Consider the following 18,559-nt stretch of genomic DNA (forward strand, 5'->3'; position numbering starts at 1 on the left):
CAATATCAAAAGAAAAGAGGATTAGTTTATGCTATGGTTAGTTGTGATTATTATATTAGTATTAATCGTTGGGACCGTTGCGTTTTACATCAGCACGTATAATGGCATGGTCAAAAGCCGCAACTGGGCGGATGAATCATGGAGCCAAATCGATGTGCAACTCAAGCGCCGGAATGATTTAATTCCCAACTTATTATCAACGGTGAAAGGTTACGCTAAATACGAACAAGAAACATTTACCAAAGTTGTAGAAATGCGTAATCAATTATTAGAAATGCCAAGTGATGATCGTCAAGCAACGATGGCTGTTTCTAATCAATTATCAGAATCATTGAAGAGCATCTTGTCATTAACAGAAAGTTATCCAGATTTGAAAGCAAATGCTGAATACATGAAATTAATGGAAGAATTAACGAATACTGAAAACAAGATTGCTTACGCACGTCAATTGTTCAATTCAAGTGCAACTCGTTTTAACAATAAAATTGAAACTTTCCCAGGCAACATCATCGCTGGGGCACATAACTTCCAAAAGACGGCTTACTTAGCAACGCCAGAAGTTGAAAAAGAAGTGCCAAAAGTTTCTTTCGATTAGAGTGTGATCTGAAATGTTATATGAACAAATTGCACAGAATAAACGACGGACCGTCTATGTGATGATTGGTTTCTTGATGCTTGTACTCGCAATTGGTGCGGCATTAGGCTATCTCTTCATGCAAAACACCTTGACGGGTGTGATCATTGCGGCGGTCTTAGCGGCCGTTTATATGGTAATGATGATTAGTAATTCCACTAATGTGGTCATGCAGATGAATCACGCGCACGAAATTAAAGATGCCAGTCAGTATCCAGATTTGTGGCACATTGTTGAAGACATGGCCATGGTCGGTCAGATTCCGATGCCGCGGGTTTTTATCGTCGATGATGATAGTCCCAACGCCTTTGCAACGGGTAATGATCCTAAAAATGCCGCGGTTGCTGTAACATCCGGTATTATGGCCCGGTTAAATCGTGAAGAATTAGAAGGCGTGATTGCCCACGAAGTTTCACACATCAAGAACTACGATATTCGCTTATCGACGATTGCTTTGGCGTTAGCTGCGGTCATCTCGTTACTTGTTAATATCGGTAGTAATATGATGTGGTGGAGCGGCGGTCGTGATCGCGATGATGACCGTGAAGGTGGCGCAGGCAATGTGATTGCCTTAGTCTTTTCAATTCTTTTAATGATTCTGGGGCCATTAGCGGCTAGCATTGCACAGATGGCCTTGTCGCGGAATCGTGAATACTTAGCGGATGCTTCCGGCGTTGAGTTGACTCGGAATCCAGAAGGGTTAATCAATGCCTTATTGAAGATTTCTAATAGTGAACCGATGCAAGCTGCGGATCCGTCTAGCGCGGCGTTGTATATCTCAGATCCGTTTAAGGGTCGCGGCAGCTTTGGTGCGCATTTATTTGATAGTCACCCACCAATTGAACAACGGGTCGAACGTTTACGTAATATGTAGTAGTTATTAATTAGCTTAAAAGAGACTGATCGCAATCATTTGCTGGTCAGTCTTTTTTTGTGTGAAACTTTCGGCGTCTGACTGATTAACGGGTATAATGAATGTAAGGTGGTGGGGATGATGGTTAATCAAAAATTACGACGATTAATGAATTTACAGACGGTACTGATCACGCAATTGCAAGATCGCCAAACAACGGCAGTCATGCGGCAAATGATACAACAACAATTATTGCCACAAGTACGTGGTCAATTGCTGTTGGCATTACAGGACAAGCGGTTATTTCAACTGCCAACTGCAACCCAAACAAAGCTGGAACAGTTGTTAATTCAGAATTTGATTGAGCCAAGTAATGGTACGGCCTTAAGTGCGCTTTGGCTAGAGACAACCCAATTACGGTACCATCTTCCCACCAAAAACGGACTGGTCGCTCATTTTGCCCAGTTAGAGTTGGAAAACTGGGATGATAACAGCTTGCGGGCTTATGCGAGCATTATCAGAAACCAAGAACCGTTGTTTAATTTAACGGCTGCCAATCGTGCGCTGCATCGTGTGGGGTCACCACTTTATCAGCAACTATATCAGGCTTATGGGGACCGAACAACGAATCGGTTGATTAATTGGCAGCGAGCTAATTTAGTTTTGATGCAGTTGGGGGCGCAATTAGATGCGCACCATTTTTTACAATTAGCGGCAGAAGATTTTGAAATCTATTCAGAAATGCCACCGGACGCGCCATTTTTAAAGACGTTTGCGCAGAGTGTTCAACTTGCTTTTAAAGACCAGGATTTGACGGATCAGCGGCTGCATCAATTTAGAATGTATCTGGATCGGCAAAATATTCAGTATATTCGAACCCATTTTAAGACTGCCGGTGATTCTGATGAAATGGCACTCCAAAAATTCGTCGCGCAACGGCAAAGGAAGCAGCGGGCGTATTGGTTGAAAAGGGAACCGGCCCGCTTGCATAATAAATATATGCGCGGTGTCACTTTTAATTCGGATACTAACTTGAATCGTAAACGGTTGACGCCTGATTTTCATAGCGAATTTATCATTGATCGAACTGGGCAGTTTGTGACGCAGTGGGATGTGTTACGGTATCGGACACCTCATCAAATTGAAAGTGATCCGGCACAGTATGTATTGAATATTGCCGAAAAAAATGCGTTATTAAATGGCGAATCTTTCAACTATGCTAACCGCAATAATTTACAACATGCCCAACTGGATAGTCGACCGCCACGCCAATTGGATCATCAATTACGCGACCGGGCTTTTGCCGGCTGGCAGAGTCCTAATAAACAACAATATCGGCAATCAGCAGAAAAAAGTGATGCCTATTCACGACCTTATTAACGGATTGGTCGGCTAGAATCTGCTGTTGGTCTTTTGAAAATTTATGGTACAATGTTGCGTAGTTAATCACGCGAAATAGTCGTGTGGGCTTTTTATAAGAATCATAAAAATAAGATTGAAAGCGTGGGCTTTTGATCACTAACCAATAGGAGCTATTTAAGATATGAAAATGCAATTGAGCGAAATTGCACGGATGACTGGTGCGAAAAATGAGACTGAACAATGGGCGACAGTAGAAGTGACAAGTGTTGCTTTTGATGCGCGTGAATTACGGCCAGGGGCGTTATTTGTCCCACTAGCCGGTAATCGGGATGGTCATGATTTTATCAATCAAGCACGAGAAAACGGTGCGGTAGCGACATTATGGGCCAGTGCACGTGATGATCAACCAACTGATTTTCCAGTATTACTTGTGAAAGATCCGCTAGCAGCGTATCAACAATTGGCTAAACGGTACTTACTAAAGATTAATCCTAAAGTTGTGGCGATTACTGGAAGTAACGGTAAAACAACCACTAAGGATATGACAGCCGCTGTATTGGGCAGTCAATATAATATTCATAAAACACAAGCAAACTTTAATAATGAAATTGGTGTTCCTCAGACGATTTTGTCAATGGAAGCCAATACTGAAATTCTCGTCATTGAAATGGGAATGGACCGCCCTGGACAATTGCACGCTTTAAGCGAAATCGCAATGCCAGATGTGGCCGCCATTACCATGATTGGTGAAGCACACATTGAATTTTTCAAAACACGGGATAAAATTGCCGATGCCAAGATGGAAATCACCGACTTTTTAAAAGAAGACGGCTTATTGGTGTATGACGGTGACGAACCACTCTTAAATGAACGCGTTGGCGATTTGGAACGTGAAACTTTTGGGAGTGCGACAACCAACACACTTTATCCAATTCAAGTCCGTGCTGGTGAAACGAAGACGCAATTTAAGTTGAATGCTTGGCCAGACGTCGCTTTTGAAATTCCAATGATGGGTGCGTACAACGTCAATAACGCCTTAGCCGCTATTTTAATTGGCCAACATTATCACATTAAACCAGAAGTGATGAGCAAGGCGTTAGCTAATTTTGAAGTAACGCGTAACCGAACAGAATGGTTGGTCGGGACCGCAGGGCAAAGAATGTTAAGTGATGTATATAACTCAAATCCAACAGCGGCTATCGAAGTGTTACGCAATTTTAGCCATTTTGAAACTGATGGGCGCCGAATCGCCGTCTTAGGGGACATGTTGGAACTCGGAACGGCTAGCAAGAAACTTCATGAGAGTTTGGCAACGGTCTTAGATCCTGCTCAAATCCAAGAAGTTTATCTATTTGGGACGGAAATTAAACCACTATTCGATAAGCTCGCAACAATTTATCCAGCAGAACAACTACACTACTTTGAAAAAACACAGCAACCTGAATTAATTACCGCTTTAGCAGAAACCATCCAACCATCCGATTTAGTCGTCTTAAAGGCTAGTCATGGCTTGCATTTAGAAAAAGTAGTGGCTGCTTTGACGACTGAGAACGATTAACAAGGCAAAAAGAATTTTAGCTGATTCATTTACAGCGGTAGAGTCGGGTTCGCACGACTAATTAATGTCATAAAACAATGAATATCACCCATAATCGGGTTAATTCCGTTTGCTAATTAATGGTGAGCGTGATAAGCTATTAAGGAGCTTTTTTAATGAAAAAGGCTCTTGAAAACAATTATATTACAAGACAGATTTTTGAAAATGGTGTAACTGATGAAGTGGACCTGTTTTGTAATGGCATGTTTTTTACAAAACAAGGAGGAACACTATTTGAAATTCTCAGAATTAGGTCTATCAGAACCAATCATGAAAGCAATTAGCCGCGCAGGCTTTGAAGAAGCAACACCAATCCAAGGGGAAACAATTCCTTTGGCATTAGCTGGCAAGGACGTTATCGGCCAAGCTCAAACAGGGACTGGTAAAACAGCTGCTTTCGGTTTACCAATCTTACAAAACTTAGATTTAGATAACCCGGATATCCAAGCATTAATCATTTCACCAACACGTGAATTGGCCATCCAAACACAAGAAGAACTTTACCGTTTAGGTCGCGACCGTAAAGCTAAGGTTCAAGTTGTTTATGGTGGTGCTGATATTCGCCGTCAAATTCGTTCATTAAAAGATCACCCACAAATTCTTGTTGGGACACCAGGTCGTCTATTGGATCATATCAATCGTCGGACTGTTAAATTAGATCACGTTAAAACATTAGTTTTAGATGAAGCTGATGAAATGTTAGACATGGGTTTTGTGGATGATATCGAAAGTATCATCAAACAAGTACCTGAAAAACGTCAAACATTATTATTCTCAGCAACATTACCTGCACCAATCATGAAAATCGGTAAGAGCTTCATGACAAATCCAGAAATGATCAAAGTGAAGTCAAAAGAATTAACTGCTGACTTAATCGATCAATATTATGTTCGTGCTAAAGACTTTGAAAAATTCGACATTATGACCCGTTTATTCGATGTTCAATCACCAGAATTAACATTGATTTTCGGCCGTACAAAACGTCGTGTTGATGAATTAACACGTGGTTTGAAGGCTCGTGGCTACAATGCTGAAGGTATTCATGGTGATTTATCACAACAAAAACGGATGAGCGTCTTGAAATCATTTAAGGCTGGCCGTTTGGATGTCTTAGTTGCAACAGACGTTGCTGCTCGTGGACTTGATATCTCTGGTGTAACGCATGTTTATAACTACGATATTCCTCAAGATCCAGACAGTTATGTTCATCGTATTGGCCGTACTGGCCGTGCCGGTAAATCAGGTGTTTCAGTTACTTTCGTGACACCAAACGAAATGGAATACTTACGGATTATTGAAGAATTAACGAAGAAACGGATGTTACCTTTACAACCACCTTCAGAAAAAGAAGCCTTCAAGGGTCAATTAGCAGCAGCTGTTGCTGATATCAACTCAATGATTGAAAAAGGCCAATTAGCTAAATACAACGAAGAAGCTGAAGAATTATTAAAACAATTCTCAGACGTTGAATTAGCTTCAGTTCTTTTGAAGACAATCAGTAAAGAAGCCGTTCCAGTTAAGATCACACCAGAACGTCCATTGCCTTCACGTAAAAAGGGTGGCAATCGTGGCGGAAACCGCGGCGGCAGTCGTGGTGGTAATAGCGGCAATCGTCGTGGCGGTAACGGCGGTGGTTATCGTGGTGGTAACCGTCGTAGTAGTGGCGATGGCAAACGTCGTGGCAACGACAGCAGCAAAGATGGCCGTCGTAGCAGCAGTAACGGTGATAGCAGCAAACGTCGTAGTAACGACAATCGCGGCGACAGCCGTAAGAAGACTGATGGCCGTTCAAAACGGAACTTCACAATTCGGACAAACGATAAATAATTAACGTTTAATAGCGTCCTACCAATTTTGGTGGGGCGCTATTTTCATATTATGATGTGACAGAGCTGTAAGTTTTTTCCGCATCGGCTTTGTGGTAAACTTAATAGAAAATAGGCTACTAGGGGCGAATACTGTGATAGTTGGATTAGGAATTGATTTGGCTGAAATCGACCGATTTGAAAAAGCACAAGAGAAAAATAGTCGTTTTGCTGAAAAAGTATTAACGGCAACTGAATTTGAACTTTTTAGTCATTATACTGGTCGTCGGGCACTAGAATTTTTAGCTGGCCGTTTTGCAGTTAAGGAAGCCTTTAGTAAAGCTTATGGGACAGGGATTGGCCAGGTAAAACTGCAAGCAGTGGAAACGCTGAATGATCCCCAGGGCAAACCGTACATCAAACAAGATTTATTTGATGGTGTGGTTCACGTCTCGCTTTCACATACAGCAACACTCGTGATCGCAGAAGTTATTTTGGAAAGAGGTTAAGACATGACAGTCGGTTACTTACGACCAACACGCATTTTAGTTGATCAAAATGCAATTTATGAGAATATTCAAAACGAATTAAAACACCTTGAAGGTACAGATACCGTGATCTTTCCGGTATTGAAAGCCAATGCTTACGGTCATGGCCTCATACCAGTCGCGGAGGCCGCTCAAGCCGCTGGTGCCGCCGGTTTTTGTGTGGCGTTATTAGACGAGGCTTTAGCGTTACGTCGGGCTAATTTCACAGAACCAATCTTGGTTCTTGGGATTACACAACCTAGTGAAATTGAATTAGCTGCTGCTAATCAAATTTCATTGACAGTTGGTTCACTCGAATGGTTACAAGAAGCGGCTGCAATTGCCCAACAGGTACCTTATCTCCATCCAGTGCCCATCCATTTGAGTATAGACAGTGGTATGGGTCGAATTGGCATGCGCGATGAAGCTGAGCTCTTAGCGGCTTATACCTTTATCAAAGCACATTCTGATTATTTCGATTTCGAAGGGGTATTCACGCATTTTGCAACAGCCGATGATCCGGATGATACTTATTTCAAGGAACAAAGCGCACGGTTTAATCAGCTAATGACGGCTTTACCGGAACGGCCTAGATTTGTTCATGTTTCTAACTCAGCAACGAGTTTATGGCATGCGGCATGTAATGGTAATATTATTCGAATGGGCATTAGTTTATATGGTCTTAATCCTTCTGGTAATGCGATTCCTGATTTACCTTATCCGCTTAAACCAGCACTCGGGATTGAATCAGAATTGGTCTTTGTCAAACAAGTTGCAGCTGGCACCAAAATTGGCTATGGTGCGACTTATGAAGCATCCGAAGGTGAATGGATTGGTACGATTCCAATGGGCTATGCTGATGGCTGGTTGAGAAGAATGCAAGGTTCAACAGTCTTGGTAGATGGGCAACGTTGTGAAATTGTAGGCCGCATTTGTATGGATCAAATGATGATTCGCTTGCCCAAACGTTATCCAGTAGGGACGAAAGTGGTCTTTGTTGGTAAGAGTGGCGACGATGAAATCACACTACAAGAAGTGGCCGATTATGCTGATACAATTCACTATGAAATTATCTGTGATTTATCAGATCGAATTCCCCGTGTGTATACCGGATTAAATGAACACTAACGATTAACAATTTTGCTTATCTTCATTTCTGTGTTAGGATAAATGCAGGTTAAAAAGTGTTGATTTCGGAGGCTGATGAAGATGGAAGCTAACCACGAACGATTATCCGTTAACTTAGACGTTAAATTAGTACAAGAGATTAAAACCTATTGCGAGGTTTACGGCCTTGATGAGAATGATTTGATTCAAGATGCCATCCATGAATTTATGGCAACCCGACAAGCGAAGGTTGATAACGTCATTAACGGCTATGTCGAAATGGCCAATCTTAATAGTCAAATCGCCGCTGAATTCAACGCTTGTGAAAGTGAGGCTTATGCCCGCATTCGCACAGTTGATTTATCCTAATTGGAGGGATAGAAGTGGGAGAATTGATACAACGCGGTGATATTTATTATGCAGACTTATCACCAGTAGTAGGATCAGAACAGGGTGGCATGCGTCCCGTGTTAATTATTCAAAATGACGTGGGCAATCATCATAGTCCAACGGTAATCGTGGCGGCTATTACGGTGAAGATTCAAAAGCCTAAGTTGCCAACACATGTTGGTATCACAGCTAAGGCCAATGGTGTTGAGCGTGATTCTGTTATCTTGTTGGAACAAGTCCGGACGATTGATAAACAACGTCTCAAAGACAAGGTCACGCATTTAGTTGCTGAGAAGATGCGTCAAGTTGATCGCGCGTTAACAATTAGCGTTGGGCTCCAACCTGTTTTGAATCCTTAATACATAAGTTAGTGCGAGAGTCTCAGACAAGGTGTCTGAGGCTTTTTCTTTTTGATATCGAGTGTTCAGATGTGCTATGATAGTAATCGCATTGAAAAATCGTGGTTCGTAACCATCCCACGCTAAAAAACTAGGAGGATTATTAAATGACTAATCAAAATCACTTGCGTAGTGTGATCTTAAATGGCTTAGTTGCTGCGCTATACGTGGTATTATCACTATTTCCAGGGGTACTGGGCCTTGCTTCTAGCCCCATTCAGTTCCGGGTATCAGAAGGCTTAAACCATCTGGTTGTCTTCAACAAAAAATATTTATGGGGCGTTTTTGGCGGCGTGCTCGTCTTCAATTTCTTTTTTAGCTCTGAAAATAAGATTTTGGATACGTTATTTGGCGGCGGCCAAACTCTGTTAGCGTTACTTGTTTTAACGCTTGTGATACCTCATTTGAAGAAAACATGGCAAAAAATGCTAGTCAATATCATCTTATTCACGGTATCGATGTTCATGATTGCTTGGATGATTGTTTTAACTGGCTCAACGGCTAAAACGCAAATCCCATTCTGGCCAACGTATGCCACATTGGCGATTTCTGAAGCTGTTATCATGACGATTACCGCACCAATTATGTACGCGGTCGATCAAGTCTTACATTTTGAACGACAAATTTAATAGCAAAAAAAGCGGCGCTAGGACAAAAGTAATTTTGTCTTTAGCGCCGTTTTTGCTATCCAAATATTGATGGTGTAAACGTGCTTTTTGAAACTGACTTCTGCGCTTAGCGTCACTCGTCAAACAACTGCTTGCAGCGGTTATTCACCGAGCTGTGCTAATGCTCAAAGTCAAAGCGTTTCAAACGCACTTTTTTTCTTAAACGTGCTTTTGTCAGTAGCTTTCTGTGCTTTGCTAAACTTATCAAACCGGTGATTTTATCACCAATTCGATAAGTTCTGCAAATGCTCAAAAGCTAACCACTGACAACGCACTTTTTTTAGTTTAAATAACATTTTCAATTTCGTCAGAATCATTACGGAGAACTTTACCAGATTGTAAGTCATCAATTTCGGGCACTTTAAAGCCTTTTTTCTCAAGTTTGTTAGTGATCTTCTTGAGAATTTCGATGTCTAAGCCACTAGGAAGTGTGAAGAGTGTGCGTCGAACGAATTCGTCTTGTTTGGCATCTAAGGTCATGCAGCTGGCAATCGACGTGTATTTGGCGATAATCTTCGACATGGCAACTAAATCCCCTTGTTCACCGGCAGAAAGGACCGTGAGCACATAACTACTAAGTTCTAAGTTCCAAGCTTCTGAAAGCATATTAAGTAGAGTGCTATGCGTTAAAATACCAAAGAAGTTACTGTCTTCATCTAATACGGCGATGTAAGGTAAATCTTTGATATTGAAGAAGACCTTGAAAAATGGCGCATCAACTGGAATGTATTTCGTCATATTCTTCAAGAGGCTTGTGACGGGCAATTGCATGTCGCCCCCTTGAGATTTATGTCGGTAGATGTGCATTTTATAAATATTACCACGGAAAATTTTACCGCTGGCATCTAAAACAGGCACACAACGGTAACCGGAATCTTCCAAAATCGTTAGGGCTTCTTCAGGTGTCACAGATTCTTCAATCGTGGTCAGACGTTCTTTGGGTAACACTAGGGATTTGATTAACATAAGCATTTCTCCTTAGATTAAAATTCTCTCATATACTGATGTAATCATAGCATACCATTGACGTAATTAAAATAACTAGTTTTTCGACTTGGCGAAAAAACAATTAAATATTAATGAGATTTAAAAAGGCCCTAAAAAGACAATCGCATGAATTGCTTTTTAGGACCTTTTTTAAGTTGTTTTAGATGACGACCACTGGAATACCTTCACTAACGGTATTGTAAAGTTGGGCCATAATTGTTGGTGGGGTATTGATACAGCCATGTGAGCCATGTTCTTTATACCAAGTGCCACCATATTTAGGTTGCCATGGCGAATCATGGATACCGACACCTGTTTCATCAATTGGCATCCAATAATTAACAGGACTTGCATACTCACTGACGCCGTCAAAGTTAGTGCCTTTGAGCGTGGCGTTTCGTTCTTTCTTCCAAATACTCCAAACACCACTCGGGGTTGTTTGAGGTGGTCGTGCTGTGACGACGTCTGTTTGGATTGTTACCTTGCCATTTTGGTAGAGCCACATATGTTGGGCCTTTTTATCGATTTCGATATAAGTTGAACCAACGCTGCGATCTTTTTGCGCCATCCCAGAACCACGAATAACAGCAGTTCTAGAGAAGTCTTTACCTTCAGGGACTTCTTTCATGAGGGCGCTAATTTCATCTGCAGGTGAGATGCTCCAACCGTAAATACCGGCAGGCACAGTAACTGTTCCTTGTTTCGTTGATTTAAAGGTTAATGGTTTATCATAAGTATCGTATTTTGTCTTGAGTTGATAAACGTAATTAGAAACGGCAGTTTTATCAAGTGACACCGCACCGTTGTTATTAACTAACCAACCTTGAATGGTGGCCTTAGGGACTGTGAATTCATTACCATTAACGGAATAATGAATTTTTTCATCACTGATGGTCGTCATTTTCTTAGCCGTTTTTTGAAGCGCTGAATCGGTCGATTTAATAGTTGGAACGGTATAGTCTTGTTTTAAATCAATGGAGGTTTTACCTTGATTGATTGCTTTGTTAATTGTTTTTTCAAATTGTGCTTGGTCGATTTGATTACCATTGACTTCTTTAACGATTTCAAAGTTTTCATTAACTAACTTAATCGTTGCATTCTTAGAAGCTGTTCGACCAGTATTTAATTTAGTAACTGTCTGATTTGCGAATTGTTTAAAAGTTTGTTGGTTTAAAATAAGGGCATTTTCAGACTGCAATTTTTTAGGATTGCTTAATTGATGACCAAGCCAAGACCAGCCGTTTTGAGAAGACTGAATCTTCTTCAAAAGCGGTTGGAAATTATGGCTAAAACCAGCATCCTTTGCTGTAAACGATAAGCGGGTCGTTTGATCTTCTTTTAACGTGAATTTCTGGTGGTTAACTTGCTTGAGTAATGCTTCATTAGCTTCGGCAGGCGATTTACCACTAATGTTAGTGCCGGCAACAACTGTATTCGGTAAAAATACTTTGTTGTAGTGGAGACTCATGGCAGAATAACCGCCGATTAAAATAACGGCTGCGACGCCCAAAGCGGTATAAGCTTTCTTTGAAACCTTCACAACATCAACTCCAATCTTTCTGATAGATTAATCATACCCTAAATAGTTTTTAATTACAAAGGACGTTAACTAATAGTTAAGCATACTAGAAAGTGAGCTAAAAAGAAATGCGAAAGCTTGATTATTAGATAACTTTAAGGAACAACAAATAAAGGGCTTAACAATCTAATGTTGGCAGGCGCAATTATTAAAATCAAATGAATGGTTGTTACAAGAAAAAATGGTATTGGTCGTTATTTCAGATGAAACTAATGACTTGATAAGCGCCGACAAAGTTTGTGAAGAAATTTCGAATGGTAAGATAAAAACTAAATAAAGATATTAATAGTATTAATATTTTGTGTTAATATTTTAACAATTAACTATTGTCAACGATATGGGATTGCGATATGATAAGTGATGTTAACAATATTAGAAGGGCTCTAGATAAGTAGTTTGATGATTTTGATAGGTTTAATATTTAAGGATTTTTGAATGGAAGTAGCTGTGAATGAAATATAGAAATAAATTTCAAGTGTTTTAATCATAATTTATATTTTATACATAGGTATTTCGGTAACTAATTATCAGGGTTGACCAAACAATTAAAATTATAATGGTATATGCCGTATACGTATATCAAACATATTAAAACAGCTATTTTACGTAGGAGGTAAGATAATGGTCGGTAAAGCAGATACAAGAATGCAATTATTAGGAGAATGGTACTCAAAGCTACAACAAATCGCAACAAAGTTAAATGCAATTAGTCGCAAATATGATGTTAGTTTTGAACAATTTTTGGTGATTGAACAAATTATTGAAGAAGAAAGAAAATCACCAAGTGAACTCGCTGTTTTCTTTAAAACATCCTTACCAGCAGTTTCTAGAAAATTAAATCTCTTGCAGTCTAAGCGATTGGTTTATAAGATTCGTGGCGAACAAGATGACCAACGATTAATGCGCGTTAATGCGACTCCCGAGGGCATTGAAACCTATGAATCAATTAAGGCGGAATTACTCACTTGGGACGCACAGCTTAAGGATCATGATATTAATTTGATGGCGATGGTCAATCATACGTTGGAACACGCTAATTAAAAAGAGACATTAAAAAAAGGGGTCAGGACAAAAATTAATTTGTCCTGATCCCTTTTTAATCAGCAATAATCGAGATTATTGGCGAGTTTCGATATCTAATTCTTCAAAAGCTTTTGTAACGATATCTTTTAATTGTTTTGCAGATTTGTGCATGCTTTCCATTTCGTGGTCTGTCAATGGAATTTCAAGGATGTTAGTAATACCTGAACGGTTGATAACAGCAGGTGAACCGATAAAGATATCGTTCAAGCCGTATTGGCCATCCATGAATACTGATAATGGTAAGACAGCATTTTCGTCATCTAAGATAGCCTTAGTAATACGAGCTAATGCAGTACCGATACCGTAGAATGTAGCACCTTTTAAGTTAATGATTGTGTAAGCAGCGTCGCGAACACTTTCGAAAATCTTAACAAGTTCTTCTTCTTTAACTTCTGGATGAGCTTTAACCCATTCAGAAATCTTGATGCCACCGATGTTAGCATGTGACCATACAGGGAATTCTGTATCACCATGTTCACCCATGATATAAGCATGGACCGAACGTGCGTCAACGTTAACCATTTCAGCGATATCTTTACGGAAACGAGCTGAGTCAAGTGATGTACCTGAACCGATAACGCGTTCCTTAGGGAAACCTGATAATTTCCATGTAGCGTAAGTTAAGATATCAACTGGGTTAGCAGCAACTAAGAAGATACCGTTAAAGCCTGATTCAACAATAGGATCAACGATTGTCTTCAAGATTTTAAGGTTTTTGCTTACTAAGTCTAAACGTGTTTCACCTGGTTTTTGTGGTGCACCAGCAGTGATAACAACAACGTCAGCATCTTTTGCATCTGAGTATTCAGCAGCATAGATTTTCTTAGGAGAAGTGAAAGCTAATGCATCAGATAAATCGATTGCATCACCTTGTGTTTTTTCTTTAAAGATATCTACGATACCAACTTCTTGTGCAATACCTTGTAATGTTAAAGCATAAGCGTAGCTAGAACCAACAGCGCCGTCGCCGACGAGGATAACTTTTTGGTGATCTTTTTCAATGTTTGCCAATATAATGACGTCCTTTCTGTAAAACAATTCTTCATTTCGAAAACCAGTATAGCATAATTTGCATGAAAGTTCGCTAATTTTGTTTAAATTTTCAGAAAACTATTTATTTCCTAATATAGAAAGAAAAACGGGTATGGTATAATAAACAGCAATAACAAACGTCGACTGGGGAGAGCAACTTCTCAGTATTTTTGCGTTATAACGGCGATTTTGAAGAAGAGGTAAGACAAATGAAGATGATTGTTGGTTTGGGGAATCCTGGGAGTAAATATGCAAAAACAAAACACAATATTGGCTTTATGGTGATTGACCAATTATGTGAAAAATACAACGTAACACTCAATAAACATGATTTTGAAGCAGAATATGGCAGCTTCAAATACGAAGGTGAAACAGTCTTATTAGTTAAACCACTGACATTCATGAATGACTCTGGTCGCTCAGTTGGCCCATTGATGAGTTACTACCAAGTTGGGATTGATGAATTATTAGTCATCCAAGATGATATGGATTTAACGATGGGCAAATTACGCCTCCGCCAAAAGGGTTCAGCAGGTGGCCATAACGGGATTAAAAGTATTATTGCGCACACGAAGAGCCAAACCTTCAAGCGGCTTAAAATTGGGATTCAACATCCTCAAAAAAGTACGGTGGTCAATTGGGTTCTAACACCATTTGATAAAGATGGCGCACCAGTGATTAATCAAGCGATTGATCAAGCCTGCGAAGCAATCGACGATTGGTGTCAAAACGATGATTTTATGAAGACAATGAATAAATTTAATTAGAGTGCTTTTAGTGCTTGTTTAGATTTTGAGCACTAGCCTAGTATCGTGAATAATCGGTGCAACCGATTGTTTACGATGCGTAGCTAGGCGCAGAAATCTAGCACTAATGGCACGTTTAAAAATTAGAGTGCTTTTAGTGCTTGTTTAGATTTTGAGCACTAGCACTAATAGCACGTTTAAAGGCCGTATCGCCCATTTCTACCAGTCACAAAATTCAAGAAAGTAAGGGACCTTTTGAATGGATTTAATTTCAATGTTGGGTAACACCCAGCAAGTGCAATCCGTATTAGAAAATCAAAAGCCAGGCGTCAGACAACTGCTTACGGGCCTTTCGGGCTCAGCCAAGACGCTTTTTTTGGCAACGATTTATAAACAACAGCGTCAGCCGTTATTAATCATTGAAAGTAATATGTTTCAAGCCAATCAGGTTGCTGAAGATTTAGCCAATCAGTTAAATGGGGACCAGATTTATACCTTTCCTGTTGAAGAAGTGATGGCGGCCGAAATTGCAGTTAGTTCACCGGAATCAAGAGCTGAACGTGTACGAACGTTGAGCTTTTTGGCGACGGGTAAAAAAGGGATTGTCGTGACGTCAGTTGCAGGAATGCGACGGTTATTGCCAACAGCCCGTCAATGGCGCGATAGTCAGACCCAGATTGAAATGGGCGGCGAAGTCGATCCGAAAATTTTAGGCGCACAGTTAGCCGAAATGGGCTATCATCGCGATAAATTAGTCGGTAAACCTGGTGAGTTTGCAATGCGGGGCGATATCATTGATATTTTCCCCCTTGATACGGAAAATCCAGTTCGGATTGAACTGTTTGATACCGAAGTCGATGCGATTCGTTCGTTTGAGGCGGATACCCAACGAAGTATTGAAAACCTCGAGAGTGTCGCTATCATGCCGGCGACTGATCTATTAGCCAATGCGGCACAACTCGAAATGGCCGGAGAAGCATTGCAAGCCGATTATCAACAAACAGCAGCCAAGATAACGGCAAAAGATGATCAAAAGGCGTTAGCCGTGAACTTCGAAACGCCGATTAGTCGATTATTGGCAGGCGAGCGCTTGGAAAACTTAGCACTCTTCGTCGATTATCTTTACCCCGATCATACGAGTCTAATTGATTACTTTAAAAACAGCGGGTTAGTTGTTTTTGATGATTATCCTCGCATTCAAGAAACACAACGCGTCCTAGCGGAAGAAGCCGCTAATTGGCAGACCGATATGTTGGGCAATCGCCGCTTACTACCGGCACAAAAACTGTTAGTCGATGTTCATCATTTAATGAAGCAAGACCAACATCCGCATTTATACTTATCCTTATTCCAAAAAGGGATGGGTAAGCTAAAACTAGATACGCTCGGCAATATGCCAACCCGCAATGTACAACAGTTCTTTAGCCAAATGCCATTGTTAAAAACGGAAATGAGCCGGTGGCAAAAGCAACAACAAACAGTGGTCGTCTTAGTATCAGATGCCAAACGAGTGAAGAAAATTGACCAAACCTTCCACGATTTTGAGATTGAAGCGACGGTCACGACTAAAACTAAGTTGGTGGCTGGGCAGATTCAAATTGTCCAAGGCTCATTGCAAAATGGCTTTGAACTACCAGATTTAAAATTAGTCGTTCTGACTGAAAAAGAATTATTTAATACCGCACCGAAAAAGAAGGTGCGCCGGCAAACGTTAGCTAATGCGGAACGCTTAAAGAGTTACAGCGAATTAAAGCCAGGCGATTACGTCGTTCACGTCAACCACGGGATTGGTGAATACGTCGGGATGGAGACCTTAGAAGTCGACGGTGTCCATCAGGATTACATCACCATCTTGTACCGGGATAATGGGAAGCTGTTTATTCCAGTGACACAGTTGGACATGGTTCAAAAATACGTCTCGGCTGAATCCAAAACACCTAAGATTAATAAACTAGGTGGGGCGGAATGGCAAAAGACTAAGAGTAAAGTTTCCGCTAAGATTGAAGATATTGCGGATGATTTAATCGAATTGTACGCGCAACGGGAAGCTGAAAAGGGCTATGCCTTTCCTGAAGATGATCAACTACAAGCTGACTTCGAAAATCAGTTTGCGTATCCAGAAACGGATGATCAATTACGGAGTACGGCCGAGATTAAGCATGATATGGAAAAAGTACGCCCAATGGACCGTTTGTTGGTCGGGGATGTTGGTTTTGGGAAAACCGAAGTTGCCTTGCGCGCTGCGTTTAAAGCAGTCGCAGCCGGGAAGCAGGTCGCTTTCTTGGTGCCCACCACGATTTTGGCGCAACAACATTATGAAAACATGCTAGCGCGATTTGCGGATTTTCCAGTTGAACTCGGACTATTATCACGATTTAAAACGCGTAAAGAAGTGACGGCTACGCTTAAAGGCTTGGAAAAAGGGCAAGTGGATATCGTCATTGGAACGCATCGTCTATTATCAAAAGATGTCGTCTTCAAGGACCTTGGCTTATTAATTGTCGATGAAGAACAACGGTTTGGTGTTAAACATAAGGAACGACTTAAACAATTAAAAGCGCAAGTCGATGTGTTAACCTTAACGGCAACGCCAATTCCACGGACGTTACACATGTCGATGTTGGGTGTGCGGGATCTTTCTGTTATTGAAACCCCACCAACTAACCGGTACCCCATCCAAACCTATGTGATGGAACAAAATGCTGGTGCGATGCGAGAAGCGATTGAACGGGAATTGGAACGCAATGGCCAAGTCTTTTACCTGCACAATCGGGTCAGTGATATTGAACAAACCGTCGATGAGATTCAAGCGCTTGTGCCAGAGGCAACCGTCGGCTATGCACATGGGCAAATGACGGAGGCCCAACTAGAAGGGGTCATTTACGACTTTGTTCAAGGTAAGTATGATGTGTTGGTCACAACCACGATTATTGAAACCGGGGTTGATATGCCCAATGTGAATACGATGATTGTCGAAGATGCTGATCACTACGGCTTGTCCCAACTGTATCAATTACGGGGGCGGATTGGCCGGAGTAGTCGGGTCGCTTACGGGTACTTTATGTATAAACCGGATAAGGTGTTGACCGAGGTCAGCGAGAAGCGTCTGCAGGCTATTAAAGACTTTACTGAATTAGGTTCCGGCTTCAAAATTGCGATGCGTGATCTATCGATTCGAGGCGCTGGTAACTTATTAGGTAAACAACAACACGGCTTTATCGATTCAGTCGGTTTTGATTTATACTCACAAATGCTCAGCGAAGCAGTCGCCAAGAAACAAGGTAAGAAAGTGGCGGCTAAGACTAACGCTGAGATTGATTTGAAGCTCGAAGCTTACTTGCCGGATGATTATATTAATGATCAACGGCAAAAAATTGAAATTTACAAACGGATTCGCCAAATGGATACGGAAGCGGCCTTTACGGAAATTCAGAGCGATTTAATCGATCGCTTCGGGGATTATCCCGTTCAAGTCGCGCATCTCTTAACGATTGGCCAATTAAAAATGAATGCCGATGATGCGTTAATCGAAACGATTAAACAAGTCAAAGACAAGATTCAAGTCGTCTTATCACCAAAAGGGAGTCGCTTAGTTTCTGGTGAACAGATTTTTGAAGCCTTGTCAGCAACTCGCTTGAAGGCAACGGTCGGTTTTGAACAAGAAAAATTAAGTGTGACGTTAATTATCCAACCTAAGATGAAGACTGGCGATTGGTTACGTGAGTTGGCGATTTTTGTGGAAACACTTGTTGAAATCGAAAAGAAGCAGTTGGCAAAATAACCGCTAGTTA

Annotated in this window: 16 protein-coding genes and 1 riboswitch; of the genes, 13 read left to right on the forward strand and 3 right to left on the reverse strand. The window is 40.9% G+C overall.

Annotated features, from left to right (window positions below; all coding sequences use genetic code 11):
- Window positions 1–28 precede the first annotated feature (28 nt).
- From LEUCM_RS04150 to LEUCM_RS04195, 10 genes are all read left to right on the forward strand, one after another.
- Complete coding sequence (locus LEUCM_RS04150; protein ID WP_016265623.1) at window positions 29–595, forward strand: LemA family protein; 567 nt, start codon at window positions 29–31, stop codon at window positions 593–595.
- A gap of 13 nt (window positions 596–608) precedes the next feature.
- Window positions 609–1,508 (forward strand): zinc metalloprotease HtpX, encoded by a 900-nt coding sequence (htpX, locus tag LEUCM_RS04155; protein WP_016265622.1) that lies wholly within the window; start codon window positions 609–611, stop codon window positions 1,506–1,508.
- 117 nt (window positions 1,509–1,625) lie between these two features.
- Complete coding sequence (locus LEUCM_RS04160) at window positions 1,626–2,867, forward strand: DUF3114 domain-containing protein (RefSeq protein ID WP_016265621.1); 1,242 nt, start codon at window positions 1,626–1,628, stop codon at window positions 2,865–2,867.
- Between the two features lie 163 nt (window positions 2,868–3,030).
- Complete coding sequence (locus LEUCM_RS04165; protein ID WP_011375309.1) at window positions 3,031–4,407, forward strand: UDP-N-acetylmuramoyl-tripeptide--D-alanyl-D-alanine ligase; 1,377 nt, start codon at window positions 3,031–3,033, stop codon at window positions 4,405–4,407.
- Window positions 4,408–4,680: 273 nt separating this feature from the next.
- Window positions 4,681–6,273 (forward strand): degradosome RNA helicase CshA, encoded by a 1,593-nt coding sequence (gene cshA, locus LEUCM_RS04170; protein ID WP_011375308.1) that lies wholly within the window; start codon window positions 4,681–4,683, stop codon window positions 6,271–6,273.
- 133 nt (window positions 6,274–6,406) lie between these two features.
- Window positions 6,407–6,760, forward strand: coding sequence for a holo-ACP synthase (gene acpS / locus LEUCM_RS04175; protein WP_011375307.1), 354 nt, complete (start codon window positions 6,407–6,409; stop codon window positions 6,758–6,760).
- A 3-nt stretch (window positions 6,761–6,763) separates the two neighbouring features.
- A complete protein-coding gene (gene alr, locus LEUCM_RS04180) occupies window positions 6,764–7,906 on the forward strand; it encodes an alanine racemase (RefSeq protein WP_016265620.1) in 1,143 nt (380 codons plus the stop codon).
- 81 nt (window positions 7,907–7,987) lie between these two features.
- Window positions 7,988–8,254, forward strand: a complete 267-nt coding sequence (locus LEUCM_RS04185; protein WP_016265619.1) for a hypothetical protein — start codon at window positions 7,988–7,990, stop codon at window positions 8,252–8,254.
- Window positions 8,255–8,277: 23 nt separating this feature from the next.
- Window positions 8,278–8,634, forward strand: a complete 357-nt coding sequence (locus LEUCM_RS04190; protein WP_371861459.1) for a type II toxin-antitoxin system PemK/MazF family toxin — start codon at window positions 8,278–8,280, stop codon at window positions 8,632–8,634.
- A gap of 95 nt (window positions 8,635–8,729) precedes the next feature.
- Window positions 8,730–8,774: riboswitch (PreQ1 riboswitch) on the forward strand.
- Between the two features lie 6 nt (window positions 8,775–8,780).
- Window positions 8,781–9,302, forward strand: a complete 522-nt coding sequence (locus LEUCM_RS04195; RefSeq protein ID WP_016265617.1) for a QueT transporter family protein — start codon at window positions 8,781–8,783, stop codon at window positions 9,300–9,302.
- Between the two features lie 324 nt (window positions 9,303–9,626).
- On the opposite strand, the gene cbpA is transcribed toward LEUCM_RS04195, so the two are convergent.
- Together cbpA and LEUCM_RS04205 are read right to left on the reverse strand one after the other, a co-directional pair.
- Window positions 9,627–10,307, reverse strand: coding sequence for a cyclic di-AMP binding protein CbpA (cbpA, locus tag LEUCM_RS04200; protein WP_025015949.1), 681 nt, complete (start codon window positions 10,305–10,307; stop codon window positions 9,627–9,629).
- A 181-nt stretch (window positions 10,308–10,488) separates the two neighbouring features.
- Window positions 10,489–11,868 (reverse strand): L,D-transpeptidase family protein, encoded by a 1,380-nt coding sequence (locus LEUCM_RS04205; RefSeq protein ID WP_016265616.1) that lies wholly within the window; start codon window positions 11,866–11,868, stop codon window positions 10,489–10,491.
- A 660-nt stretch (window positions 11,869–12,528) separates the two neighbouring features.
- Between LEUCM_RS04205 and LEUCM_RS04210 the strand changes: the two genes are divergently transcribed.
- Window positions 12,529–12,948: a MarR family transcriptional regulator gene (locus LEUCM_RS04210; RefSeq protein ID WP_011375300.1), complete on the forward strand. Its 420-nt coding sequence runs from the start codon at window positions 12,529–12,531 to the stop codon at window positions 12,946–12,948.
- 75 nt (window positions 12,949–13,023) lie between these two features.
- Here the strand turns inward: LEUCM_RS04210 and LEUCM_RS04215 are convergent, their stop codons facing one another.
- Window positions 13,024–14,001 carry an L-lactate dehydrogenase gene (locus LEUCM_RS04215; protein ID WP_011375299.1) on the reverse strand — a complete coding sequence of 326 codons (978 nt, stop codon included), beginning with the start codon at window positions 13,999–14,001 and terminating at the stop codon, window positions 13,024–13,026.
- Window positions 14,002–14,231: 230 nt separating this feature from the next.
- Here LEUCM_RS04215 and pth point away from each other — a divergent pair, with 230 nt between their 5' ends.
- Window positions 14,232–14,789 (forward strand): aminoacyl-tRNA hydrolase, encoded by a 558-nt coding sequence (gene pth, locus LEUCM_RS04220; protein ID WP_011375298.1) that lies wholly within the window; start codon window positions 14,232–14,234, stop codon window positions 14,787–14,789.
- A gap of 238 nt (window positions 14,790–15,027) precedes the next feature.
- Window positions 15,028–18,549: a transcription-repair coupling factor gene (mfd, locus tag LEUCM_RS04225; protein WP_025015947.1), complete on the forward strand. Its 3,522-nt coding sequence runs from the start codon at window positions 15,028–15,030 to the stop codon at window positions 18,547–18,549.
- Window positions 18,550–18,559: the final 10 nt, after the last annotated feature.

The organism is Latilactobacillus sakei subsp. sakei DSM 20017 = JCM 1157, from assembly GCF_002370355.1.
In the GTDB taxonomy this organism is placed as follows: Bacteria; Bacillota; Bacilli; order Lactobacillales; family Lactobacillaceae; genus Latilactobacillus; species Latilactobacillus sakei.